This is a genomic window from Enemella evansiae (genome assembly GCF_002250705.1).
Classification (GTDB): domain Bacteria; phylum Actinomycetota; class Actinomycetes; order Propionibacteriales; family Propionibacteriaceae; genus Enemella; species Enemella evansiae.
Map to the genome: position 1 here is coordinate 1 of NZ_NMVP01000020.1, position 23,268 is coordinate 23,268.

Sequence of the window (23,268 nt, forward strand, 5' to 3'; positions counted from 1 at the left end):
TGGTCATCATCGGCCGGCTGCGCCGCGACCCCGACACCCAGGCCTACTTCCACCGACGCACCAGCGAACACAAGACCCGCGCCGAAACCATCCGATGCCTCAAACGCCACCTCGCCCGCACCATCTACCGAAACCTCAAAACCGACCTCATGACCACTTGACGATCTATAGGACCGTCGCCCGCCATTGCTCCGCAGGCTCCGCATGGCGGGCTACTCGATGAGCGTTGCGGACGCACCCTGCCGATGGCGGGCTGCTCGATGAGCGTCGGGAGGCGAGCGTCCAGCGGCGCGTCCCCGTGATGCAGGCCCATCAAGGAGAAATCTCGCGTCTACTACGCCACCGGGCACCGACCCACCGCGGGATTTCGACGACTGGGCCGAAGAGCGGGGTCATGGCGCGCCGCGCGCGAGCCGACATAAAGACGCCCGGAAGTATCCGGCGGAACCATCCACCCCCACGACTCTGGTCGCTCGCACCCGGCTGTCCCTAACGTCCCCGGTGTACATCCCGGCAAGGGGCTCCCCCCAGAGAGCGAGACCAGAAAATGTTCGAGGGCAAGAAGAAGATCGTCGCCGCCACGATCGCGGTGCTCGCCACCGTCGGTGTCGCGGCCCCGGTCGGCATCTCCGCGGCGTACGCCGCCAGCGCACCTGTGCTCAAGGAAGGCACCCGTTCCAACCGCGTCAGCGGCCTGCAGTATCTGCTGCGCGCCAATGGCTTCAACATCGAGATCGACGGCAGCTTCGGTCCGGCCACCAAGAGCGCGGTGAAGGGCTTCCAGGCCCGCAACGGCCTGGTGCAGGACGGGATCGTCGGCCCCAAGACGCTGGCGAAGCTGAGCGTCGTGACCCGCTACGGCACCGAGGGCAACCGGGTCCGCGCGGTGCAGACCCTGCTGCGCAACTCCGGCCAGTCGGTCAGCGTGGACGGCTCCTTCGGTCCGCGGACCCTCGGTGCGGTCAAGGCGTTCCAGAAGTCGAAGGGACTGGCGCAGGACGGGGTCGTCGGACCGCAGACCTGGGGTGCCCTGTTCGGTGCCACCAAGGATTCCACCCCAACCCCGCCGCCGGTCGATCCGGGGCCGCCGAAGGCCGGTGACATCACCCGGGGTGACCTGGAGAAGATGTTCCCGGGCCGGGTCGCCGACACCAGCCGGGTGGAGCAGGGGCTGCCGTATCTGAACGCCGAGATGCGCAAGCGCGGCATCGCCAGCACTCCGCAGCGTAAGGCGGCCTTCCTGGCCACGCTGGCACACGAGTCCACCTTCGACTACGCGATCGGCGAACGCGGTTACGACCCGTTGCGATACCGGGGTCGTGGCTACATCCAGATCACGGGTCCGTACAACTACGAGGCGGCCGGTAAGGGCATCGGGGTCGATCTGATGGGCGACAATCAGGTGCGCGCTTCTCAGTTGCCCTACTCGCCACAGATCGCCGGCTGGTACTGGACGCAGGCTCGGCCGAACAGCAATGCCGCGGCCGACCAGTTCAACATGGGCCTGATCAGCAAGTACGTCGGTTACGACAACACCAGCACCGCTCGGGCGCGGGCCGAGGATGGGGAGCGCTGCGAAAGCTTCAAGCGCGCCTACAAATACATTGCCGGCAGGGATGCCCCCGCATCCACCAAGTGCAACCGTCCCTGAGTCGCGCCGCTCCAACGTGAAGGGCCCGTACGCCGAGGCGTACGGGCCCTTTCGCTGTCCGGATGGGGATCGAGCTCAGATCGGCAGCTTCTTGAAGATCGGCCGTGGGATGTGCTGCAGCACCAGCATCACCAGCGCGAAGGCCGGCGGCGCCCAGACGATCAGCTTCTTCTTGTCCACGCCCTTCACCGCGAGCTTGCCGACCTCTTCCTTGTCGACGGTCAGCGGTGCGTCGTCGAGGTGTGCCGACATCCGGGTGCGGACCTGACCGGGCCGGATCACCAGCACCCGCGGCCCGTATTCCTCGAGCGCCTCACCCAGGTTGGTGTAGAAGGCATCCAGGCCGAGCTTGTTGGAGCCGTAGACGAAGTTCGTCCGGCGGACCCGCATCGCCCCCGCGGAGCTCATCGCGATGATCTGGCCGTAACCCTGGTCCTTCATCTTTTGCCCGAGCAGTACGCCGACCGAGACCGCCGCGGTGTAGTTCAGATTGCAGGCGAGCACCGCCAGCTTCTGGTTCTGCCACTGCTCCTCGTTGTCACCGAGCATCCCGAAGGCGACGACCGCGATGTCCACGTCACCACCGGCCCAGGCGGCGTCGATGCTCGCGGGATGGGAGTCGAAGTCGACCGCGTCGAAGTCCAGCCAGTCCACCTCGGTGGCCCCGGCCGCCCGCAGCTGGTCCAGCGCGGTGTCGCGGCGCGGGTCGTCGGCGAGGCCGGCCAGCACGACCTTCGCCGGTTGCCGGGCCAGGAACTCCGACACAATGGTCAATCCGATCTCGGAGCTGCCACCGAGCAGCAGGATCTTCTGCGGGTTTCCAACGGCATCGATCACTGGGATTCCTTTCGTGTGGTCACAGGAGTTCGAGGCGGCGGGCCATGTCGGAGGCGAAGACACCGGTCGGGTCGACCCGGCGGCGGACCGCGATCCACTCGTCCAGCCGCGGGTACATCCTGCGGAAGTCGGCGGCGGTGACCCGGGAGTCCTTGGCGGTGTAGACCCGCCCGCCGAACTGCAGGATCTGCTTGTCCAGTTCGGAAAGGAACTCGTGCAGGCCCGGGCGGATCGGGAAGTCGACGGCGAAGTTCCAGCCCGCCATCGGGAAGGACAGCGGCGCCCGGTTGCCCTCGCCGAACAGCTTGAAGACGTTGACGAACGAGTAGTGACCCGAACCCTGGACGGTGTGGATCAGCTTCTTGAAGCCCTCCATCGCATCCATCGGCACCAGCGACTGGTACTGCAGGAATCCGTTCGAACCGTAACCCCGGTTCCACTCCCCGAACATGTCCAGCGGGTGATAGAACTGCGTCAGGTTCACCACCTTGTTCTGATACGGCTTCGCCTTGGCGTACCAGACATCGGAGGCGAGGGTGAAGGTGAACTTGTTGGCCAGCCCGTTGGGGAAGGCGTCGGGCAGGTCGAAGAATTTCGGCGCATCGAAGGCCAGCGGCGCCGGGCGCAGCTTCTTCGGCAGCTCGTCGAGCAGCGCGTGCCGGCCGCGGGAGATCTCGGCGCGACCGAGCCGCGGCGGCGGGTTCACCGCATCGAACCAGGCGGAGGAATACTCGTACTGCTCCTCGGTGCCGTCGGTGTGCGCCGCGATCGTCTCGTCGAGAGTCTCGGTGACCCGGCAGTCGGCGAGGAAATATGCCGTCTCCACCTTCCGCAGCTGCAGCTTGGCGCGCAGGATGATCCCGGTCAGGCCGACACCGGCGACGGTGGCCCAGAACAGCTCACCCTCGGGGTCGTCGGGGGAGCCGTCCGGGCGCAGGGTGAGCACCCGGCCGTCGGCGACCAGCAGCTGCATCTCCAGCACGGTGTCGCCGAAGGATCCCGTGGTGTGGTGGGATTTGCCGTGGATGTCGTTGGCGATCGCCCCACCGATGGTGACCTGTCGCGTACCGGGCAACACGATCACCCAGAGCCCGAACGGCAGCGCCGCCCGCATCAGCTGATCCAGGTCCACACCACCGTCGACATCGGCGATGCCGGTATCGGCGTCGATCGAGTGGATCTGGTTCAGTGCGGTCATGTCGACCACCAGGCCGCCGCCGTTCTGCGCCGGGTCGCCGTAGGAGCGACCGAGCCCACGCGCGATCACGCCTCGGTGCAGGTGCCGCGGCTTGCTGTCGTTGTCCTCGGCGACCTGGCTGACCGCCCGGGCGATCAGTTCGACATCCGGGGTGGACAGCACCTGCGCGGTGGTGGGTGCGGTACGCCCCCAGCCGGTGAGCTTGCGGGCCTCGGTGGGCAGAATCTCGTTCGACATCACCCCCGAGGCTACCGCCTCGGCGCCGTGGCCGCGGCATCTGTGGCGGCCATCGCACCAGCTCCCGGACCAACCGCGGAGATATCGATAACATCCCAGCCATGGACAACGAGGTCACCGACGAAGAGGTCACCGACGACGAGGCCGCGCTCCGGGAACGGGCACTGACGGTGCTGGCGGACAACTGGGTCGCCGACTCCGGCTGGACCGTGCCCAATCCGGACAGTTATCCCCATCTGTGGCTCTGGGACTCCGCCTTCCACGCGATCGCCCGCGCGCGGTTCGGCGATCCGGATGCGGTGCCGGAGGTCACCGCCCTGCTGGGCGGGCAGCTGGCCGAAGGGATGGTGCCGCACATGCGCTACGGGCCGGCCGGCCCCGACACCTTCCTCGGCCCACTACCGGATCGCTCATCGCTGACCCAGCCACCATTCTTCTCTCACGCGCTGGCCGAACTCCAGCGCGCCGGGATCGAGACACCGGTCGCACTCGCCGAGCGCGCGGTGCGGCACTTCGACTGGCTCTGGCGACACCGGCTGGTGACCGACCTCGGCCTGCTGGCGATCGTGCATCCCTGGGAGGCCGGCAACGACCACTCACCCCGCTTCGACGGCTGGGGTGCACCGGGGCGCACACCGGCCGACTACGACCAGCGCGTCCGCTCGCAGTGGAACAAGGAGTTGATGGCCTCGGTGCGGTTCGCCGCCGACGGTGCCGCGGTGGACAACGACCGCTTCCGCTGCGCACCGGCCGGGTTCAACGCCTACGTGGCGTTCAATCTGCGCGAACTGGGGCAGCTGCTGGGTCGGGCCGACCTGACCGAGCGGGCCGATCGGCTCGCGGCCGCCATCGACGACCGGCTCTGGCAGGACGGTCAGTGGGTCGATCTGCCGCTGACCGGTGGCACCCGGGCCAGCGCCGCGATCCGGATCAGCGATGGCCTGATGCCAGCACTGGTCACCGCCGACCGGGACCGTGCCGAGCGGGCGCTCGCGGCGCTCGGTGATCCCCAGCTGTTCGGTGGGACGGCGTACGGACCGACCAACGTCGCCCGCAACGATCCGGCGTACGACCCGACCGCCTACTGGCGCGGTGCCGCCTGGCCCAACCTGAACTATCTGTTCTGGCTGGCCGCCCGCCGCTGGGGGCGTACCGACCTGGCTGCGGAACTGGCCCGCAGCACGCGTGCCGGCGCGGTGGCCAGCGCCTGGTCGGAATACTGGAATCCCGAGACCGGGCAGGGATACGGCGCCTCGCCGCAGTCCTGGACGGCGCTGGCCGCGCTGCTCGGCTGAGGGCCTAGCGCAGGTCGTCGACGCGGTCCGGGTTGCGGAAGGTCTTGCGCTCCAGCTCGGCGGTCTTGGCGTCGGCGTTGCCGCGGGCGATCGCACCCTTGACGGCCTGGATCGAGGTCTCGGCCTGGGCGATGGTCCGCTCCGGTCCCTTCACCTTGCTGAACTGACCCTTGCCGATCAGCGCCAGGATGCCCGCGATCAGGAAGATCAGCACGGCCATGATCACGAAACCGAGTGCCACCCAACCGGTCGGGGCGCCGAACAGCTTGCCGATCCCCAGCGCACCGGCCAGGAAGAGCAGTGAGACCCCGTTCATCGCGAAGTAGCCCGCCCCGCCGAACAGGCCCGCGCCGACACCGGCATGTTTCGCGGACGGAACCAGCTCGGCCTTGGCGAGGTCGATCTCGCTCTTGACCAGCGCCTTGACATCCTCGCTGATCAGCTTGGTCAGGTCGCCGACGCTGCGGCCGGCGTCCGGCTGGTCGACGTTCTGCACATTCTGTGGGTACGCCATGGCAGGAGACTAGCAGCGGGGTCAGGCGTTCTCCGCGTCAGCCATCCGTTGCCGGGTACGCCGCCGCAGACCGACCGTCGCGACGAGGGCCGCGATCAGCGAGGCGATCAGGATCGCTGCCTTCGACTCCTCGATCAACAATTCGTTGCGGGTGAAGGCCAACTCGGAGACGAACAGCGCCACGGTGAAGCCGACACCGGCCAGCATGCTGACCGAGAACACCTCCGACCAGCGCAGATCCGGGGCCAGATTCGCCTTGGTGAAACGGGCGGTGAGATATGCCCCGGCGAACACGCCGATCGGCTTGCCGAGCACCAGACCGAGCACGATGCCGAGCCCGACCGGGGTGGTGAACACATCGCGGATCGCGGTCGCATTGACCGCCACACCCGCGGCCATCAGCGCGAAGATCGGCACGATGACACCCGCCGAGATGGGGTGCCAGGTGTGCTGCCAACGGTCCACCGGGTCCTTCGGGTCGTTGGCATCGGAGCGGGTCAGCAGGCCGAACAGCACACCGGCGATGGTGGCGTGCACACCGGAGGAGTACATGCACCACCAGCCGAGGATGAACAGCGGGATGTAGATCCAACCGTTGTCGACGCGCTTGCGCTGCAGGAACCACCACAGCGCCGCGCAGGCCAGGGCACCGGCCAGCCAGGCCAGCTTCAGTCCCGAGGTGAAGACGACCGCGATCACGATGATCGCACCCAGGTCGTCGACGATCGCCAGGGTCAGCAGGAAGGCACGCAGGCTGGTCGGCAGCTTGGAGCCGACCGCGGCCAGGATGGCCAGTGCGAAGGCGATATCGGTGGCCATCGGAATGGCCCAGCCACCCAGGTTGCCCTGGTCGCTGGACAGGTTGACGATGATGTAGATCGAGGCCGGCACCACCATGCCCGCGATCGCGGCCACCACCGGCAGCAGCGCCTCGGAGGGTTTGGCCAGCGAACCGCTGGTGAACTCCCGCTTCAGCTCCAGCCCGGCGACGAAGAAGAAGACGGTGAGCAGCCCGTCGGAGGCCCAGTGCTGCAGGCTCATCGGGCCCACATAGGTGCCGCGGACAGCGCTGTAGCTGTCGCTGCCGAAGTTGGCCCACAGCAGGGCGGCGACGGTGGCGGCCAGCATCAGCGCACCACCGACGGTCTCGTTGCGCAGCAGTTCCGGCAGCACCCGGGTGTCGTCGGGGCCGAGCCGGCCGAACAGCAGCACCTTCCGGCCGCCGTTGCTGCCTCCGGTGTCGGAGTCGTTGGTCTCCGAGGGGTCGGACTGGGCACTGCTCATCTGGGTCTCCATCATGGACGGGGATGTTCTGGGTACGCACGCTTCACGCCGACCAGACTTCCCGGCACACCGCGGGGCAGTCTACCGGTCGCCCACCGGGGCGTACCAGCCGATCACTGGCTGGGAAACGGACGGACGCCCCGGATTCCCATTCGAGAAAAGGAATCCGAGGCGCCCGATTTTCTACGCCGCGGCGTACCTCACTTCTTGCCGAGGTCGGCCTGGATGGTGTTCATCACCTCCGAGTCGGTGAGGGTGGTGACATCACCCACCTCGCGGCCCTCGGCGATGTCGCGGAGCAGCCGGCGCATGATCTTGCCCGAACGGGTCTTCGGCAGCTCGTCGACGATCAGGATCTGCTTCGGCTTGGCGATCGGGCCGATGTCGTTGCCGACATGGGTGCGCAGCTCCTGCACCACCGCGTCCCGGTCGTTCTCGGCATCGGCAGCGGCGTCGGAGCGCAGGATCACGAACGCGACCACGGCCTGGCCGGTGGTCTCGTCGGTGGCGCCCACCACCGCGGCCTCGGCGACCTTCGGGTTGCCGACCAGCGAGGACTCGATCTCGGCGGTCGACATCCGGTGCCCGGACACGTTCATCACGTCGTCGACGCGGCCGAGCAGCCACAGATCACCGTCGGCGTCCTTCTTCGCCCCGTCACCGGCGAAGTAGATGCCCTCGAAACGGGACCAGTAGGTGTCGATGTAGCGCTGGTCGTCACCCCACAGGGTGCGCAGCATCGCCGGCCAGGGGCGGGTGACCACCAGCAGGCCCGACTCGTCGTTGCCGAGCGGCTTGCCCTCGTCGTCGACGACATCGACCATCACCCCCGGGACCGGGGTCATCGCCGCGCCGGGCTTGCCGTCGGCGACCCCGGGCATCGGTGCGATCATGTGCATCCCGGTCTCGGTCTGCCACCAGGTGTCGGCCACCGGGCAGTTGTCGTGGCCGATGTTCTCCCGGTACCAGTTGTAGGCCTCGGGGTTGATCGGCTCACCGACCGAACCGAGCACCCGCAGGCTGGACAGGTCGTATTCGGCCGGGATGTCGGCACCCCACTTCATGAAGGTGCGGATCGCGGTCGGCGCGGTGTAGAGGATCGACACCTTGTACTTGTCGATGATCTCCCAGAACCGGCCCTTGTGCGGGGTGTCCGGAGTGCCCTCGTAGATGACGCTGGTGGTGCCGTTGGCGAGCGGGCCGTAGACCAGATAGGAGTGTCCGGTCACCCAGCCGATGTCGGCGGCGCACCAGTAGACATCGGTCTCCGGCTTCAGGTCGAAGGTGCCCCAGTGGGTGTAGGAGGTGCCGACCAGGTAACCGCCGGTGGTGTGCAGGATGCCCTTCGGCTTCCCGGTCGAACCGGAGGTGTACATGATGTAGAGCGGGTGCTCGGCCGGGAACTGCTCGGCCTCGTGCTCGGGGGAGGCGTTGCCGACCACGTCGTGCCACCAGACGTCCCGGCCCTCGGTCATCTCGGTGTCCTGACCGGTACGCCGGACCACGACGACGCTGCGCACGTCGGGGGTCTTCTCCAGCGCCTTGTCGACCGCCGGCTTGAGCGCCGACGGGGCACCGCGGCGGTAACCACCGTCGGCGGTGATCACCACCTCGACGCCACAGTCCAGGATCCGGGTGGACAGCGCATCGGCGGAGAAACCGCCGAAGACCACCGTGTGCGGAGCGCCCAGTCGGGCGCAGGCCAGCATCGCGACGATCGCCTCGGGGATCATCGGCATGTAGATGGCCACCCGGTCCCCGGCCTTGACGCCGAGTTCGGTGAGGGCGTTCGCGGCCCGGCTCACCTCGTCCTTCAGCTCGGCATAGGTGATGGTCCGCTCGTGTCCCTCGGGTTCACCCTCCCAGTAGAAGGCGACCCGGTCACCGTTGCCGGCATCCACGTGCCGGTCCACGCAGTTCACCGCGGCATTCAGGGTGCCGTCGGCGTACCACTTGGCGAACGGCGGGTTGGACCAGTCGAGGGTCTCGGTGGGCTCGGTGCCCCAGTCGAGTCGTTTGGCCTGCTCGGCCCAGAACGCGTCCGGATCCGCCCAGGACTTCTCCAGCGTCTCCTGGGTGATGTTCGCGTTCGCGGCCAGCTCGGCCGGCGGCGGATAGCTGCGGTCGTGGTGCTCGGTCTCGGGCGCGTCGTTGCTCACCTGAACTCCTAGTAGCCGGGATCACACTGTTCTCCGCCGAAGCCTACTCTTGGCCATATGGCGCAGCGCTGGACGGTCGATCGGGTGGTCGCTGCGGCCCCCGATTCGGCCGCCGAGGTCGCCGGTCGCAAGCTCGCGAACCCCGGTCCGTGGCAGCACGTCGGCAGTCAGGGCGCGGTGCTGTGGGGTGAGTGCCGCGGGTCGGCGCGGACGCCGTACCGGGTCGTGGTGGACACCGAGGGGCCCCGGTATCGCTGCAGTTGCCCGTCGCGCAAGTTCCCCTGCAAGCACGCGTTGGGGTTGCTGTTCCTGTGGGCGGAGGAGCGGTTGCCCGACGACGACGAGGGCGCCCCGCAGGCGTACGCCGCCGACTTCATGGCCGGCGGCCGGGCAGCGGCCGAGCCGGTCGAGAAGGATCCGCAGGAGGTACGCCGGGCCGCGGCCGAGCGGGCCGCCGCCCGCGACGATCGGGTGGCCGCCGGCCTGCTGGAGCTGCAGCAGTGGCTGGCCGATCAGGTGCGGGGCGGACTGGCCCGGCTGGTCGGTCGACCGCAGGAGTTCGAGCTGCTGGCCGCCCGGATGGTCGATGCCCAGGCGCCCGGGGTGGCGCGCTGGATCCGTTCCCTGGCGTACATTCCGGCCAGCGGGGGTGACTGGCCGGAGCGGTTGCTGCGGGAGTTCGGGCTGCTCTGGTTGCTCGCCGAGGCGATGCGGAACCGGGAACGCCTGGACCCGGCCGAGTTGACGATGCTGCGTGGTCATCTCGGCTATCCGGTGGCCTCGGCGGAGGTGCTGGCGGGGACCCCGGTGCGCGATGCCTGGGTGGTCTTCGGGCTGCACGACACCGATGACGACGAACGGGTGCAGACCCGCCGGGTCTGGCTGGTCGGGCAGCGCACCGGCCGATTCGCGCTGGTGCTGTTCTTCTCGGTCAACGGTGCGCCCTATGAGATGTCGATCGCTCCCGGGATGCTGCTGGAGGCCGACCTGCACTTCCACGACACCGCGCTGCCGCTGCGGGCCCAGATCGGGCAACGCCACGGCAACCCCGAACCGAGGGTGGCCGGCTGGCCGCTGCACGCGCCCGGGATCGCCGGCCTGCGCGAGGGGTACGCCGCAGCGCTCGCCATCGACCCCTGGTTGCGACTCTGGCCGACCGCCGTCCGGGGCCGGCTGGGGCGTACCGGTGAGGACTTCGTGCTGGTCGACGAGGACGGCGCAGCGATCCGGGTCACCGGCCCGGAATCGCTGCTGTGGAAGGCATTGCTGGTGACCGCCGGGCAGCCGGCCGACTGGCTGGGGGAATGGGACGGTGCGGGGTTCAATCCGCTGTCGGTGCTGGACGAGCGGGTCACCGGTGGGACGGTGGTGGTGCTGTGAACGAGCTCAGCGGACTGGTTGCGGCCGCGGTCGTCGGGACCGGCCGGCGCACGGTCGACTGGAGTCGGGTGCCGGCGGCGTTGCGGGGTACGCCGGCCGCGGCGGAGGATGCGGTCGGTGCCGAGGAGGCCGCGGTGCTGGCGACCGCCGGCCGGGTGGCGGTCGCCGGGCGCGCCACCGGTGGACTGGTCGGCGCCGCGGAGTTGCCGCCGGGGGCGGCGCCGGAGACCCGTTCCGCACCCGGCGGACAGTTCCTGCGGCTGTTCGCCGAGGCGGTCGGATCGCGGCGCCTCGAGCTGGTCACCGACGGGCTGCGGATGCTCGCCGACAATGGCCGCCGGCTGCCGATCGGTTCGGTGGTGCCGGTGCTGGAGCTGGCCACCGGGCGGCGGGAGCTGCGGCCGCTGGTGGTACCGGTGCTCGGCGAGCGCGGTGCCTGGCTGGCGCGGCAGAACCCCGCCTGGCGCTTCGACGAACTGCTCCTGCCCGCGGTCGACGACGACCGGCCGTGGACCGAGGGCGGCACGGCCGAGCGGGTCGCCTGGCTCGCCGCCGTACGGGCCGCCGACCCGGATCGGTCCCGGGAACTGCTCGCCGCCGCGCTGCCGCACGAACCGGCCGAGGTCCGGTTGCGGCTGCTCGAGACCCTCGGCGAGGGGCTGGGCCCCGCCGACGAACCCCTGCTGGAGCAGGCATTGGACGACCGCGGCCGGTCGGTCCGCGAACTCGCTCAACGGTTGCTGCCCCGGCTGTCCGGCTCGGCGTACCTGGCCCGGATGCGGGAGCGGGTCCGGCACCGGGTCCGCCGCGGCCGGCCCGGCGGCTGGCGGATCGACCTGGCCGAGCTGACCGCCGCCGACGAACGCGATGGGCTGATCGCGGTGAAGGGGGAACGGCCGCCGGGGGAGCGGGCGATGGCCACCTTGGTCGGTGCGATCCCGATTGCCGACTGGCCCGAGCTGGTCGGCCGGTCGGCGATCGAGCTGGTCGGCGCCGAGGTCACCGGCGGCCCCGGATTCGATTCCGGGCTGGCGATCGCGGCGCTGCGGGAACGAGATCCGGAGCTGGCGCTGGAACTGCTCGGTGAGCAGGACATGCTGGACGAGGACCTGTTCGAGCTCACCGAGGTCGAGGCCGGTGACCGGTTGTTGGATCGCCGGATCGGCCGGGACGAGCCGAAGCAGTGGCTGGCCGCGCTCGGGGTACGGCACTGGTCGCCACGGCTCACCGATCTGGTGCTCCGCTGGCTGGAGTCACCGCAGGCCGGTGGCGGGCGGCCCGGGGTGCTCGCGCTGTGCGGTTCGCATGGCAGCCTGCAGCACCGCGTGGACGCGGCCGGTCGATTGCGGCGGATGGCGCGCGGATTTCCCGGCCCACAACAGAATCAGGCGTTCAACGCGGCGATGAACCTGGAGCTCCGCCGGGGGCTCGCCGAGGCACTGACATGATGGAGACACGATGAGCGAAACCGTTGACCAGGTGCAGTTCGAGGGCGTGGGCGAGCTGCTGCGCCCGCACGCCGAACAGCAGTACGCCGAGGAGCTGGCCCGGTTGGCCGAGCTCGACGACCGGCCCCGCCCGGCCAGCTGGAAGCTCTCGCCGTGGGCGGTGGTGACCTATCTGATGGGTGGTGAACTGGCCGGCGGGAGCGTACTCACCCCGAAATATGTGGGCAGTCGCCGGTTGATGGAGATCGCCGTCGCCACCCTCGCCACCGACCGGGCGCTGCTGCTGCTCGGCGTACCCGGCACCGCGAAGTCCTGGGTCTCGGAGCACCTGGCCGCCGCGATCTCGGGGGATTCGACGCTGCTGGTGCAGGGCACCGCCGGTACCGCGGAGGAAGCGGTCCGCTACGGCTGGAACTATGCCCGGCTGCTGGCCGAGGGCCCGAGCCGGGCCGCGATGGTGCCCTCCCCGGTGATGAATGCGATGCGCACCGGGGCGATCGCGCGGATCGAGGAGCTGACCCGGATCCCCTCCGATGTGCAGGACGGGCTGATCACGATCCTGTCGGAGAAGACGCTGCCGGTGCCCGAGCTCGGCGATCAGGTGCAGGCGGTGCACGGGTTCAACGTGATCGCCACCGCCAACGACCGGGACCGCGGGGTGAACGATCTGTCCTCGGCGCTGCGCCGGCGGTTCAACACCGTCGTGCTGCCGCTGCCGGCCTCGGCGGAGGAGGAGGTCTCGATCGTCACCCGCCGGGTCGCCGAACTGGGCCGTTCGCTGGAGCTGCCGCCCATCGACGACGCCGCCACCGAGATCCGCCGGGTGGTGACGATCTTCCGCGAGCTGCGCGGCGGTCTCACCGATGACGGCAAGACCTCGCTCAAGGTGCCCACCGGCACGCTCTCCACCGCCGAGGCCATCTCGGTGGTCACCAACGGGCTCGCGCTGGCCGCGCACTTCGGCGACGGGGTGCTGCGCGCCGGCGACGTCGCCTCCGGCATCGTCGGCTCGGTCGTCAAGGACCCGGTCGCGGATTCCGTTGCCTGGCAGGAATACCTGGAAACCGTGGTACGCCGCCGCGAGGGCTGGAAGGACTTCTACCGCGCCTGCCGCGAGGGCTGACTCCGTTCATCGAGTAGTCGGCCATGCGCAGCGAAGCGGAGCAATGGCCGACGTGTCGATATGAACCGCTTCACCCCTTCCGGTACACCGAGACGTGCTTGCGGCTCGCTGCGGTGGGTCGGCTGCCACCCAGTTTCCGCGATCCATCGAATCCTGGGTGCATCCCGCGAGCCCTGGAGGGCAAGGGATATGCACTCAGGATTCGATGGATCGCGTGAGGCGGGTAAGGAGCTGGCGCAGCCGCCGGGCGTCAGCGGCCGAGAGTTCGGCGGCGAGCAGCTCGTCCTCGGCGGCGCGGATGCGGCGCTTCGCGGTGGCGTACGCCTTGTCACCGGCCCGGGTGAGCCGGACCGTGCGCTGCCGCTGATCGGCGGACCGCTCCCGGCTCACCAGCCCACGGGACTCCAGCTCATCGAGATGCTTGCCCAGTCGGGTGGGGTCGCGCCGGGTCCGCCGCGACAGCTCCACCTGGGAGAGTGCCTCCGCGGCGGCCAGCTCGGTCGCGATCGTGTACTCCCACATGGACAACCCGGCCGCGGCCAGGATCGGTTCCTCCATCGCGATCAGCCGGGGGAAGAGCGCGGCCAGCAGCGCACCGAGATCGGGATCGTCAGGCATCGACAGCACCCTCCAATTGCTCTACCGTGGTAGATGACTCATCTACTGCGGTAGATGATCTGCGATCCGGGAAGGACGAACCCATGGACCTGTCGCCCCTCGAATCGGCCAGCGCCGAGCTGGCCGCGTACCTCTCCGAGGTCACCCACGGAGACCTTGGCACCGCGGTCGGCCGGGACGGTGGATCGATCGCCGACCTGCTCGTGCGCATCATCGAACGAAACCTCCACGTCACTGCGTCCCTGGCGGGGACGGTGGACCCCGCACCGGTGGACCGGGCCACCCTGCTCGCCCCGGCCGACACCTGGGGCACAGGATACGAACTCGCCTACCGCCGGGCCGCCGCCGACGCGCAGGCGGCCCTCACCGCGGCGCCCGCGGATGCCCGGGCCGAGGAGGCCTGCGCCGCCCTGCTGAGGGCCACCGAAGCCGAGACCGGACGGCTCCGCGCCACCCTTGAGCTCGGCTGACCACCGCCACCTACGATGGGCCCATGACGGCCGAGACCAGCGACCCCCGGGTCCGCGTGCTCGGCATCCGGCACCACGGCCCCGGCTCGGCGCGCGCGGTGGTCCGGGCCCTGGCCGAACTCCGGCCCGAGGTGGTGCTGATCGAGGGCCCGCCCGAGGCCGACGCGCTCGTCGACCTGGCCGCCGACGATGAACTGCAGCCCCCGGTGGCACTGATGGCCTACGCCACCGACGATCCCGGCCGCTCCGCGTTCTGGCCGCTGGCGGTCTTCTCCCCCGAATGGCAGGCGATCCGCTGGGCGGTGGAGCACGGCGTGCCGGTGCGCTTCGCCGACCTGCCCGCCGCGACCGTGCTCGCGCTGCGGGACGAGCCCGACCCCGAACCGGCCGACGCGGGCCAGAATCCCTTGACCGACGAGGGATCCGGGCCCCAGCAGTGGGTCCGTGACGACCCGATCGCGGTGCTCGCCCGGACCGCCGGCTACGACGACCCGGAGCGTTGGTGGGACGACGTGATGGAGCTGCGCTCCGGCGGGGACCCGTTCGAGGCGATCACCGAGGCCATGGCCGAGCTGCGCACCGACGACTCCCGCCGCCGCAGTGCCGCCGACGAGCGCGAGGAACAGCGCCGGGAGGCCTACATGCGCAAGGTGCTCCGCGCCGAACTCAAGGCCGGGCGGGAGCGGATCGCGGTGGTCTGCGGTGCCTGGCACGCGCCCGCACTGACCGGGAAGCTGCCCCCGGCCGCCGCCGACAACAAGGTGCTCCGCGGCCTGCCGAAACGCAAGGTCACCCTCACCTGGGTGCCGTGGACCCATTCCCGCCTGGGCTTCGCATCCGGTTACGGTGCCGGCGTCGAGTCACCCGGCTGGTACCAGCACCTGTTCACCGCCGAGAACGATGTGGTCACTCGCTGGCTGACCCAGGTCGCCCAGGTGCTCCGCGCGCACGACCTGCCCGTCTCCTCGGCGCACGTCATCGAGGCGGTACGCCTGGCGGAAACCCTTGCGGTGCTGAGGAATCGGCCGCTGGCCGGACTGGCCGAGGTGCAGGATGCCACCTTGTCGGTGCTCTGCGACGGCAACCGACTGGCCCAGGATCTGGTCACCCGACGGGCGGTGATCGGTGAGCGGCTCGGTACGGTGCCGGAGTCCGCACCCGGCGTACCGCTCGATGCCGACCTGCGCCGCACCGCCCGCTCCCTGCGGCTCAAACTCGCCGCCGAGGAACGCGAACTGACCCTCGACCTGCGCAAGGACAACGACCGCGCCCGCTCGCAACTGCTGCACCGATTGCTGATCCTCGGCATCGACTGGGGTGAGCGGATCGAGGTGGGCAGCACCGGAACCTTCAAGGAGGGCTGGCTGATCTGCTGGCGGCCCGAGCTGTCGGTTCGCATCGTCGAGGCCTCGGTGTGGGGCACCACCGTGGAGACCGCCGCAACCGCCGAACTGCTGTCGAAGACCGACACCCTGGCCCAGGTCACCCAGAGCCTGGAACTCGCTCTGCAGGCCGACCTCACCGACGCGCTCAGCCCGCTGGTGCGGATCCTCGACGAGCGCGCCGCCGCGGACACCGATGTGGACCATCTGCTGGAGGCCCTGCCCGCCCTGGCCCGCGCGCAGCGCTACGGCGATGTCCGCGGCACCGACACCGGGGCGCTGACCGCGGTCGCCGAAGCGCTGCTGCTGCGCGTCTGTGCCGGTCTCGGACCGGTCGCCGGCGGCCTCGGCGAGGAGGCGGCCCGCGAACTCAGCCAGCGCATCGAGGCCGTGCACCAGGTGCTCACCCTGCTGCCCGACGGCCCCGGCCACCAGGTGTGGACCGAGACCCTGCACACGCTGGTGCACCGCGGCGACGTGCACGGGCTGCTGGCCGGCCGACTGGTCCGCCTGCTCACCGACGCCGGCGAACTGGACGCCGAGGAGTCCGCCGGGGCCCTCTCCCGCGCGCTCTCCCGGGCCGTCCCACCGGCCGAGAAGGCCCTGTGGGTGGAGGGATTCCTGGCCGGCGGTGCGGTGCTGCTGATCCATGACCGGTGGCTGCTGCAGCTGCTTGACCGCTGGGTCGCCGACCTGACCGAGGACGAGTTCACCGACGTGCTGCCGCTGCTGCGGCGTACCTTCGGCGACTTCGCCCCGGCGGAACGACGCAACATCGCCAACCGGGCCGCGGAACTGGAACGCGACGATGCGATGACCGACCCCGGCGGACCGGACACCGCAGAACTCACCCTGGCGCTGCCGGCGCTGGCCCGACTCGATCGACTCACCGGGGTGCACGGTGGCTGAACCACAGACCGGTGAACGCACACGGCGCTGGCGACTGCTGCTCGGTGCCGATGGGGACGACGAGCAGGGCACCGGGCTCAGCGGTGCCGACCGTGCCCTGGGCAGAGCCCTGGGCGCCCTCTACGACCGCACCGAGGCGGGTGACGGCGCCACGAGACGCAGTGGCGGCCTGGGTTCCTCGGCACCGCGGATCAGCAAGTGGCTGGGTGAGATCCGCGACCTGTTCCCGAACACGGTCGTGCAGGTGCTGCAGCGCGATGCGATGGAACGCCTCGACCTGGCGACACTGCTCCGCGATCCCGAACTGATCGAGTCGATCGAACCGGACATCCACCTGGCGAGCACCCTCGCCCAACTCGGTTCGGTCCTCCCCGAACAGGCGCGCGCCGCCGCCCGCCGGGTGGTGCAGCGGGTCGTCGACGACCTGCAGCGGCGGCTCGCCGAACCCACCCGGGCGGCCACCCTCGGTGCGCTGAACCGGGCCAGCCGCACCCACCGGCCACGACCCGGTGACATCGACTGGAAGCGCACCATCGCAGCGAATCTGAAGCACTACCTGCCCGAACACCGCACCGTCGTGCCGCACCGCCTGATCGGCCACGGTCGGCGCAGCGTCGGCATCCAGCGGGAGGTGGTGATCGCGCTGGACCAGTCCGGGTCGATGGCCGAATCGGTCATCTATGCCTCGGTGTTCGCCGCCGTGCTCGCCGGACTGAACACCGTGCACACCTCGCTGGTCGCCTTCGACACCTCGGTCGCCGACCTGACCGACCGGCTGGCCGACCCGGTCGAGGTGATCTTCGGCGCCCAGCTCGGCGGCGGCACCGACATCAACCAGGCCATCGCCTACTGCGCCGAGCTGATCGACCGGCCCGCCGACACCGTGCTGGTGCTGATCTCGGACCTCTTCGAGGGCGGCGACGAGACCGACCTGGTACGCCGGTTGCGGGCCCTGCGGGAGTCGGGGGTGACGGTGGTCTGCCTGCTCGCACTGGACGACTCCGGCGCCCCCGCCTACGACCGGGAACTCGCCGGAATCCTCGCCCAACTGGACATCCCGGCGTTCGCCTGCACCCCGGATGCATTCCCCGAGCTGATGCAGCACGCCATCGCCGGTGACGACCTGAGCAGCTGGGTGAGCGGCTACCAGGCCCGCCGGGCCCAGGGCCCGGCCCAGCGGTAGGGATCAGAGATAGGGCTGCCGCGGATCGGTCTTCGACGAGCCGATCTCGTGCGTACGGTGGAAATAGAAGCGGTTCAGCAACAGGGTGAGGATGCTCAACCCGACCCCGACCGCCATCAGGATCCCGGCCACCTTGTAGTCGTCGGTGCTGCGCCCCGACAGCGGGCTGGCCAGATAGGCGCACAGGATCGCGCCGAGCGCCGGCAGGATCAGCGGGGTCTTGAAGTGGTCCCGCTTGGTGGGCTCCTTGAACCGCAGGATGATCACCGCCACGTTGACCAGGGTGAACACGCAGAGCAGCAGCAACGAGGTGGTGCCACCGAGGGCGGTCAGATCGGCGAAGGCGATCAGCGCAAACGCCAGCAGGGTGGTGAAAATGATCGCCACGTGCGGGGTGCGGCGCCGCTTCAGCACCCGGCCGAGCGGCCCGGGCAACACCTTCTCCCGCGACATGCCGTAGAGCAACCGGGAGGCCATCATCATGTTGATCAGCGCCGAGTTGGCGACCGCGAACATGGTGATCCAGGCGAAGATCCAGATCGGGAAGCCCGGCGCACCGGCCTGCACGACCTTGAGCAGCGGGGTGGACCCCTGCCCGAGCTCCTCCGCCGAGACCAGGGTGATCGCCGAGATCGACACCAGCACATAGATCACACCGGTGATGCAGAGCCCGATCAGCATGGTCCGCGGGAACACCCGGACCGGATCCTTGGTCTCCTCGGCCATGTTCACCGAGTCCTCGAAACCAACCATGGCGAAGAATGCCAGCGCCGTGGCCGCCGTCACCGCACCGAAGGGTGACTCACCCTCGGGCACGGTGAACTGGGTCAGCCGCGACGGATCACCGAGTCCCCGGGACAGCGCCAGCACCCCGACCCCGATCACGATCAGCAGACCGGTCAGCTCGATCACGGTGAGCACCACATTCAGCTTCACCGATTCGCCGACGCCGCGCAGGTTGACCAGGGCGATCGCGGTCATGAAGCCCAGGGCGACCAGCAACACCGTCCAACCGGTCGAGTTCGGCACCCCGAGGGCCGCGAACAGGTTGCCGGCAAAGGCTTTCGCGGCACTGGAGGCCGAGGTGAGACCGGAGGCCATCACCGCGAAGGTGACCAGGAAGGTGATGAACTGGATCCGGAACGCCTTGTGCGTGTAGACCGCTGCGCCGCCGGCCTGCGGATACTTGGTGACCAGCTCCAGATAACCGAACGCGGTCAGCAGCGCCACCAGGAAGGCGCACAGGAACGGCAACCAGACCGCCCCGCCGACCTCGCTGGCGACCTTGCCGGTCAAGGCATAGATGCCGGTACCGAGGATGTCGCCGACGACGAACAGCAGCAACAGGCCCGGGCCGAGCACCCGCTTCAGTTCGGGATTGTCGGAATCGGCTTTCGGGGTGGTCGGATCGGCCGTGGTGCTCATGCGAACTCCTTGCGTGTTGCGTGGCCCTCACTTCCGGGGGTGGGTTCATTCGACCACAGCGGACGCGATCGGTACAGGCTCGCAGCGGCACCGATCAGAAGCGCATCGAGATCCGCAGACCGTCCTCGCTCACCGGCATCGTCAACTCGGTGTGATCCACCAGCGCCCGTCGGCAGGTCGCCTGGAAGGGCAGCAGCAGCGGCTCGGGTGGCCGCGCGGAGGCGTCGTAGAGGGCGCCGACCTGGTCCAGCAACTCCGCCAGTCGCTCGGTCTGGAGCGCCGCCAGGGCAGGCCGGGAGCGGACCATCTGCAACAACCCGTCGCGATCGATCGGCATCCAGTTGCGGAAGGACTTCTCCTCCACCTCGGGGAAGTAGGGGGACTCGTCCAGTGCGGCAACGGTCTCGGTGCCGTAGTCGCCGCGCATCGCGGTGGGGTCCTCGCTCTGCAGCAGCCGGGCCAGTCGTTTCACCCAGGGCACGGTGTCATCGCGGGTGTTGAAGACCACCGCCAGATGCCCACCGGGGCGCAGCACCCGGGCGAACTCGGCGAGCGCCAGTCCGGGTGCGAACCGGGTCACCGACTCGCCGACGGTGACCACGTCGAAACTCTCCGAGGCGAAGGGCAGGGATTCGGCCTGGGCCACCGTGTGCAACCCGGTCGGCAACCGTGCCGCGATCCGGCGTACCCGGTCGGGATTGCTGTCCACACAACAGACCCGGTGACCGGCCCGGTCGATCATCGCCGCGAACGCACCGCTCCCGGAGCCGACATCGAGCACCCGACTGCCCGGAGCGGGAACCATCCAGTCGATGGCCGGCTCCGGATAGCTGGAACGTCGACGCGGCTGCATGCGGCACACTCTATGAGGTGAATGACCCGCTGGCAGATCTTGGCCGACTCGAGGGCGTGCCGTCCGCGGTGACGGCGGCCCGGGACGCGACCGATGCGGTGCTCCGCGACCGTGGCCGCCGCAGCGTACCGGCCGAGGACACGGCCCGGGCACTGCTCACCGGAGCCCGCGCGAGCGCCGCCATCGAGGGGGAGCAGTGGGAGCCGGGCGCGGTCCGGCTGTCCACCGAACTGATCGAGCTGGCCGCTGCGGTACGCCGCTCACCCGGTCAGGTGCTGGCCCGGGCCCACGCCCTGCTGGCCAAGGGGATGGTCCCCGACGACCGGCTGGGCCGGGTCGTCGCCACCGAACCCATGGACGGGCTGCTCGGGCTGCTCACCGGCACCACCCGGGCACCGGCGCTGGTGCAGGCCGCCATCGCCCACGCCGAGATCGCGCGGCTGGCGCCCTTCGGCGGTGGGGACGGGGTGATCGCGCGGGCCGTGGAGCACATGGTGCTGATCGACGCCGGGATCGACCCGCGGGCGGCGCTGGTGCCCGAGGTCGGCCATCTGGCCGCCGGGGCCGGCTATCAGCAGGCCCTGCGGGGGTACGCCAGCGGCGGCGCGGACGGGGTACGCGGGTGGATCCTGCACTGCGCCAGTGCGCTGACCAGGGGTGCCGAGGAATCACCGCTGGGGGCGGCTCGCCGCTTCCGCGACGACCGTGTCTGACCCCGGACATGGATGTGGCACCCGCCAAAAAGGGCCGGGTGCCACAAACCCACTCCAGACCAGGCGACCAAGCGTGCAATCTGCGTGTTGGCCCGGGCAAGCCCAAGGTCGCAACAACCCACGAGATGGTTTGGTCGACGCGTGGGTACCTGACTGTCGTGCAAGGAATCCTTGCCCCCATTTGTACGCTCCCGGCCGGTAAAAGGGAAGACGTTCGATCCGATTTTTCTGCTTTGTCCACAGGCGAAGCGGGATACCGAGTTGTCCACAGGCGGCCGGGTGCGGGTGCACGATCCGGAGCCGGCACACCCATGGTGGGGCATGGAGACCAGCGACACCCGCCCGCTCGTCGCGACCGCCGATCCGCGGTTGCGCGACCCGGTGCTCGCCGCCGTCGCGGCGGCCGGCCTGGAGGCCGAACTGGTCGAGGACGCGGCCGGCCTCGCGGCCCTGCGGCGGACCCCGTCGGTGCTGGTGGTCGGGGTCGATCTGGCACCGGCGCTGGCCCGGCAGGAGCTGAACCGGCGCGTCCGGGTGCAGCTGGTCGGCGAACGCGCCGACAGCGACCGGCTCTGTGCCTGGTCGGCGGCGCTCGGGGCCTCGGTGACCACCCTGCCCGAGGGCATGCGGTGGCTGACCTCGACGCTGGCCGGCACGCCACCCGACGGTGGCGGCCGGCTGGTGGCGGTGCTCGGCGGCAGCGGTGGTGTGGGCGCCTCGACCCTGGCGGTCGATCTCGCCTGGCAGGCCGCCCAGCGGGGTACGCCGACGGCGGTGGTCGAGCTGGACCCGGCCGGACCGGGTCTGGATCTGCTGCTCGGGGTGGAATCCGAACCCGGCTGGCGCTGGCCCGCGCTGCGGGCCGCCGAGGGATATCTCGGTGAGCTGCGCGACCAGCTCCCGGCGCGGGATGGGCTGGCGGTGCTGGCCCAGTCACGCGGCGAACGCACCCCGCCGCTGGTGCCCGCCGTGCGCGCGGTGCTGCGTTCGCTGCGCCGCGAGCACGACCTGGTCCTGATCGATGTCGGGCGGCGCGCGGAGCCCGAGATGCTGGCGGTGCTCGACGAATGCGATACCGCGCTGCTGGTCTGCCGCTCCGGGGTGACCGGGGTCGCCGCGGCGGTCGCGCTGCTGGACAGGTTGCCGACCTCGGTGCCGATGGCGGCACTGCTGCGCGGTGCCCCGGCCGGCCGGTCCGTGGTCGGCGAGCTGCTCGGAATCCCCGTGGTGGCAGAGATCGCGGACGATCGCCGGGTGGCGGCCGCGGCCGATCGCGGCGAGCTGCCCAGTCGGGTCGCCGGCCGCGGGTGGCGTCGCGGCACCCGGCGGCTGCTGACCGAGCTGGTTGGTGGGTCCCGATGAGTGGCCGCGAGCTGGATCAGCTGCGCGAGGAGCTGGTGCGTCTGGGCCGGCCGGCCCAGCCGGCTGATGTGGCGACCGCGATGCGCCGGCTCGGGCTGCCGGTCAGCGACCAGGCGTTGATGGCGACGGTGGAGGCGTTGCGCCGGGACGCGGTCGGTGCGGGCGCCCTGGAACCGTTGCTGCGGCTCGCCGGGGTCACCGACGTGCTGGTCAACGGTGCCGGTCAGGTGTTCATCGACCGCGGCCGGGGACTGGAGCTGACCGAGGTGCGGTTCGAGGGTGAGGAGGCGGTCCGCCGGCTCGCCAGTCGGATGGCCGCCGGTGCCGGCCGACGGCTCGATGACGGTTCCCCGTTCGTCGACGCCCGGCTCGCCGACGGCACGCGGATGCATGCGGTGCTCGCGCCGTTGGCGCATCCGGGCACCTGCATCTCGCTGCGGGTGCCCGCGGATCGCCGGTTCCGGCTCGCCGACTGGGTGGCCGCGGGATCGCTGCCGCCGGCCGGGGCCGAGCTGCTCACCGCGCTGGTCCGGGCCCGGGCGGCCTTCCTGATCTCCGGGGGCACCGGCAGCGGCAAGACCACCCTGCTCGCCTCGATGCTCGCCGAGGCCGGTGCCAGCGAGCGGTTGGTGGTGGTCGAGGATTCGCGCGAACTGCACCCGGACCATCCGCACTGCGTGCGGCTGGAGGCCCGGGCCGCCAACGCCGAGGGGGCCGGTGCGATCGCGCTCACCGATCTGGTCCGCCAGGCCCTGCGGATGCGGCCGGATCGGATCGTGCTGGGTGAGGTGCGGGGTGCGGAGTTGTGCGACCTGCTGACCGCATTGAACACCGGGCATGGGGGTGGCTGCGGCACCGTGCACGCCAACTCCGCGGCCGATGTGCCGGCCCGGTTGGCCGCGCTCGGGGCGCTCGGGGGGATGAGCCTGCCGGCGCTGCTGGCACAGGCGGCCGCGGCCCTGGACCTGGTGGTGCATGTGGTCCGTGACCGGGGCGGCAGCGGCGTGGCCGGCCGCCGCCGGGTCGCGACGATCCAGTTGCTGGACCGTGACCGGGACGGGTTGCGGATGGTGCCGGCGGTCGAGTTCACCGCGCAGGGCCGGCTGCGGGAGCTGGCCGGATTTCCTGCCCTGACACAGTTGTTGGCCCGATGATCGGCCTCGCGGTGCTGTTCGCCGCCCTCGGGGCCGCCCTGGCCGTGCCCGCGCCGCGGCGGCTGCCCACGGG

General features: G+C 70.3%; 19 protein-coding genes. 11 read left to right on the forward strand and 8 right to left on the reverse strand.

The genetic code is table 11. The features are described 5' to 3' along the window. Positions 1 to 547 precede the first annotated feature (547 nt). Positions 548 to 1,651: a peptidoglycan-binding protein gene (locus BI335_RS11870; protein ID WP_094431168.1), complete on the forward strand. Its 1,104-nt coding sequence runs from the start codon at positions 548 to 550 to the stop codon at positions 1,649 to 1,651. Between the two features lie 75 nt (positions 1,652 to 1,726). Here the strand turns inward: BI335_RS11870 and BI335_RS11875 are convergent, their stop codons facing one another. Both BI335_RS11875 and BI335_RS11880 read right to left on the reverse strand, forming a co-directional pair. Next, positions 1,727 to 2,488: a decaprenylphospho-beta-D-erythro-pentofuranosid-2-ulose 2-reductase gene (locus tag BI335_RS11875; RefSeq protein ID WP_094431170.1), complete on the reverse strand. Its 762-nt coding sequence runs from the start codon at positions 2,486 to 2,488 to the stop codon at positions 1,727 to 1,729. 19 nt (positions 2,489 to 2,507) lie between these two features. Further along, positions 2,508 to 3,923: an FAD-binding oxidoreductase gene (locus tag BI335_RS11880; protein ID WP_094431172.1), complete on the reverse strand. Its 1,416-nt coding sequence runs from the start codon at positions 3,921 to 3,923 to the stop codon at positions 2,508 to 2,510. 101 nt (positions 3,924 to 4,024) lie between these two features. Between BI335_RS11880 and BI335_RS11885 the strand changes: the two genes are divergently transcribed. Next, positions 4,025 to 5,218 (forward strand): MGH1-like glycoside hydrolase domain-containing protein, encoded by a 1,194-nt coding sequence (locus BI335_RS11885; RefSeq protein ID WP_133625339.1) that lies wholly within the window; start codon positions 4,025 to 4,027, stop codon positions 5,216 to 5,218. Positions 5,219 to 5,222: 4 nt separating this feature from the next. Here the strand turns inward: BI335_RS11885 and BI335_RS11890 are convergent, their stop codons facing one another. The 3 genes from BI335_RS11890 to acs all read right to left on the reverse strand — a co-directional run bounded on the left by BI335_RS11890 (position 5,223) and on the right by acs (position 9,175). Further along, positions 5,223 to 5,732 carry a phage holin family protein gene (locus BI335_RS11890; protein WP_094356284.1) on the reverse strand — a complete coding sequence of 170 codons (510 nt, stop codon included), beginning with the start codon at positions 5,730 to 5,732 and terminating at the stop codon, positions 5,223 to 5,225. A gap of 21 nt (positions 5,733 to 5,753) precedes the next feature. Next, positions 5,754 to 7,016, reverse strand: coding sequence for a Na+/H+ antiporter NhaA (nhaA, locus tag BI335_RS11895; protein WP_094399502.1), 1,263 nt, complete (start codon positions 7,014 to 7,016; stop codon positions 5,754 to 5,756). A 200-nt stretch (positions 7,017 to 7,216) separates the two neighbouring features. Next, the gene (acs, locus tag BI335_RS11900; protein ID WP_094356282.1) at positions 7,217 to 9,175 is read right to left on the reverse strand and encodes an acetate--CoA ligase; all 1,959 of its coding nucleotides are present in this window, start codon (positions 9,173 to 9,175) and stop codon (positions 7,217 to 7,219) included. Between the two features lie 57 nt (positions 9,176 to 9,232). On the opposite strand from acs, the gene BI335_RS11905 reads away from it, so the two are divergent. The 3 genes from BI335_RS11905 to BI335_RS11915 are packed head-to-tail and all read left to right on the forward strand — an operon-like array spanning position 9,233 to position 13,126. After that, on the forward strand, positions 9,233 to 10,555 hold the full coding sequence (locus tag BI335_RS11905) for an SWIM zinc finger family protein (protein WP_094431174.1): 1,323 nt from the start codon (positions 9,233 to 9,235) through the stop codon (positions 10,553 to 10,555). Continuing rightward, positions 10,552 to 12,003, forward strand: coding sequence for a DUF5691 domain-containing protein (locus tag BI335_RS11910; RefSeq protein WP_094431176.1), 1,452 nt, complete (start codon positions 10,552 to 10,554; stop codon positions 12,001 to 12,003). The genes BI335_RS11905 and BI335_RS11910 overlap by 4 nt, the downstream gene beginning before the upstream one ends. A 10-nt stretch (positions 12,004 to 12,013) precedes the next feature. Then, positions 12,014 to 13,126, forward strand: a complete 1,113-nt coding sequence (locus tag BI335_RS11915; protein WP_094431178.1) for an ATP-binding protein — start codon at positions 12,014 to 12,016, stop codon at positions 13,124 to 13,126. 195 nt (positions 13,127 to 13,321) lie between these two features. Here BI335_RS11915 and BI335_RS11920 read toward each other — a convergent pair whose 3' ends face one another. Next, positions 13,322 to 13,744 (reverse strand): MarR family winged helix-turn-helix transcriptional regulator, encoded by a 423-nt coding sequence (locus BI335_RS11920; protein ID WP_094431193.1) that lies wholly within the window; start codon positions 13,742 to 13,744, stop codon positions 13,322 to 13,324. 83 nt (positions 13,745 to 13,827) lie between these two features. Here BI335_RS11920 and BI335_RS11925 point away from each other — a divergent pair, with 83 nt between their 5' ends. From BI335_RS11925 to BI335_RS11935, 3 genes are read left to right on the forward strand one after another with little or no spacing between them, the layout of a single operon-like run. Next, on the forward strand, positions 13,828 to 14,214 hold the full coding sequence (locus tag BI335_RS11925; RefSeq protein WP_094431180.1) for a hypothetical protein: 387 nt from the start codon (positions 13,828 to 13,830) through the stop codon (positions 14,212 to 14,214). Positions 14,215 to 14,237: 23 nt separating this feature from the next. Further along, the gene (locus BI335_RS11930) at positions 14,238 to 16,505 is read left to right on the forward strand and encodes a DUF5682 family protein (RefSeq protein WP_094431183.1); all 2,268 of its coding nucleotides are present in this window, start codon (positions 14,238 to 14,240) and stop codon (positions 16,503 to 16,505) included. After that, positions 16,498 to 17,688 carry a VWA domain-containing protein gene (locus BI335_RS11935; RefSeq protein ID WP_094431185.1) on the forward strand — a complete coding sequence of 397 codons (1,191 nt, stop codon included), beginning with the start codon at positions 16,498 to 16,500 and terminating at the stop codon, positions 17,686 to 17,688. Before BI335_RS11930 ends, BI335_RS11935 begins: the two co-directional genes overlap by 8 nt. Positions 17,689 to 17,691: 3 nt before the next feature. Here the strand turns inward: BI335_RS11935 and BI335_RS11940 are convergent, their stop codons facing one another. After that, positions 17,692 to 19,113, reverse strand: a complete 1,422-nt coding sequence (locus tag BI335_RS11940) for an APC family permease (protein WP_094356275.1) — start codon at positions 19,111 to 19,113, stop codon at positions 17,692 to 17,694. 94 nt (positions 19,114 to 19,207) lie between these two features. After that, a complete protein-coding gene (locus BI335_RS11945; RefSeq protein ID WP_094356274.1) occupies positions 19,208 to 19,966 on the reverse strand; it encodes a class I SAM-dependent methyltransferase in 759 nt (252 codons plus the stop codon). A gap of 17 nt (positions 19,967 to 19,983) precedes the next feature. Here BI335_RS11945 and BI335_RS11950 point away from each other — a divergent pair, with 17 nt between their 5' ends. From BI335_RS11950 to BI335_RS11960, 3 genes are all read left to right on the forward strand, one after another. After that, positions 19,984 to 20,679: a Fic family protein gene (locus BI335_RS11950; protein WP_094426083.1), complete on the forward strand. Its 696-nt coding sequence runs from the start codon at positions 19,984 to 19,986 to the stop codon at positions 20,677 to 20,679. Between the two features lie 321 nt (positions 20,680 to 21,000). Then, positions 21,001 to 22,041 (forward strand): septum site-determining protein Ssd, encoded by a 1,041-nt coding sequence (ssd, locus tag BI335_RS11955; protein ID WP_094431187.1) that lies wholly within the window; start codon positions 21,001 to 21,003, stop codon positions 22,039 to 22,041. Next, a complete protein-coding gene (locus tag BI335_RS11960) occupies positions 22,038 to 23,195 on the forward strand; it encodes a TadA family conjugal transfer-associated ATPase (RefSeq protein ID WP_094431189.1) in 1,158 nt (385 codons plus the stop codon). Before ssd ends, BI335_RS11960 begins: the two co-directional genes overlap by 4 nt. Positions 23,196 to 23,268 lie beyond the last annotated feature (73 nt).

Coding starts and splice junctions, on each gene's coding strand:
- BI335_RS11870 (WP_094431168.1), top strand. CDS start 548: ATGTTCGAGGGCAAGAAGAAGATCGTCGCCGCCACGATCGCGGTGCTC.
- BI335_RS11880 (WP_094431172.1), bottom strand. CDS start 3,923: ATGTCGAACGAGATTCTGCCCACCGAGGCCCGCAAGCTCACCGGCTGG.
- BI335_RS11885 (WP_133625339.1), top strand. CDS start 4,025: ATGGACAACGAGGTCACCGACGAAGAGGTCACCGACGACGAGGCCGCG.
- BI335_RS11890 (WP_094356284.1), bottom strand. CDS start 5,732: ATGGCGTACCCACAGAATGTGCAGAACGTCGACCAGCCGGACGCCGGC.
- nhaA (WP_094399502.1), bottom strand. CDS start 7,016: ATGAGCAGTGCCCAGTCCGACCCCTCGGAGACCAACGACTCCGACACC.
- BI335_RS11905 (WP_094431174.1), top strand. CDS start 9,233: ATGGCGCAGCGCTGGACGGTCGATCGGGTGGTCGCTGCGGCCCCCGAT.
- BI335_RS11915 (WP_094431178.1), top strand. CDS start 12,014: ATGAGCGAAACCGTTGACCAGGTGCAGTTCGAGGGCGTGGGCGAGCTG.
- BI335_RS11920 (WP_094431193.1), bottom strand. CDS start 13,744: ATGCCTGACGATCCCGATCTCGGTGCGCTGCTGGCCGCGCTCTTCCCC.
- BI335_RS11925 (WP_094431180.1), top strand. CDS start 13,828: ATGGACCTGTCGCCCCTCGAATCGGCCAGCGCCGAGCTGGCCGCGTAC.
- BI335_RS11930 (WP_094431183.1), top strand. CDS start 14,238: ATGACGGCCGAGACCAGCGACCCCCGGGTCCGCGTGCTCGGCATCCGG.
- BI335_RS11940 (WP_094356275.1), bottom strand. CDS start 19,113: ATGAGCACCACGGCCGATCCGACCACCCCGAAAGCCGATTCCGACAAT.
- BI335_RS11945 (WP_094356274.1), bottom strand. CDS start 19,966: ATGCAGCCGCGTCGACGTTCCAGCTATCCGGAGCCGGCCATCGACTGG.
- ssd (WP_094431187.1), top strand. CDS start 21,001: ATGGAGACCAGCGACACCCGCCCGCTCGTCGCGACCGCCGATCCGCGG.
- BI335_RS11960 (WP_094431189.1), top strand. CDS start 22,038: ATGAGTGGCCGCGAGCTGGATCAGCTGCGCGAGGAGCTGGTGCGTCTG.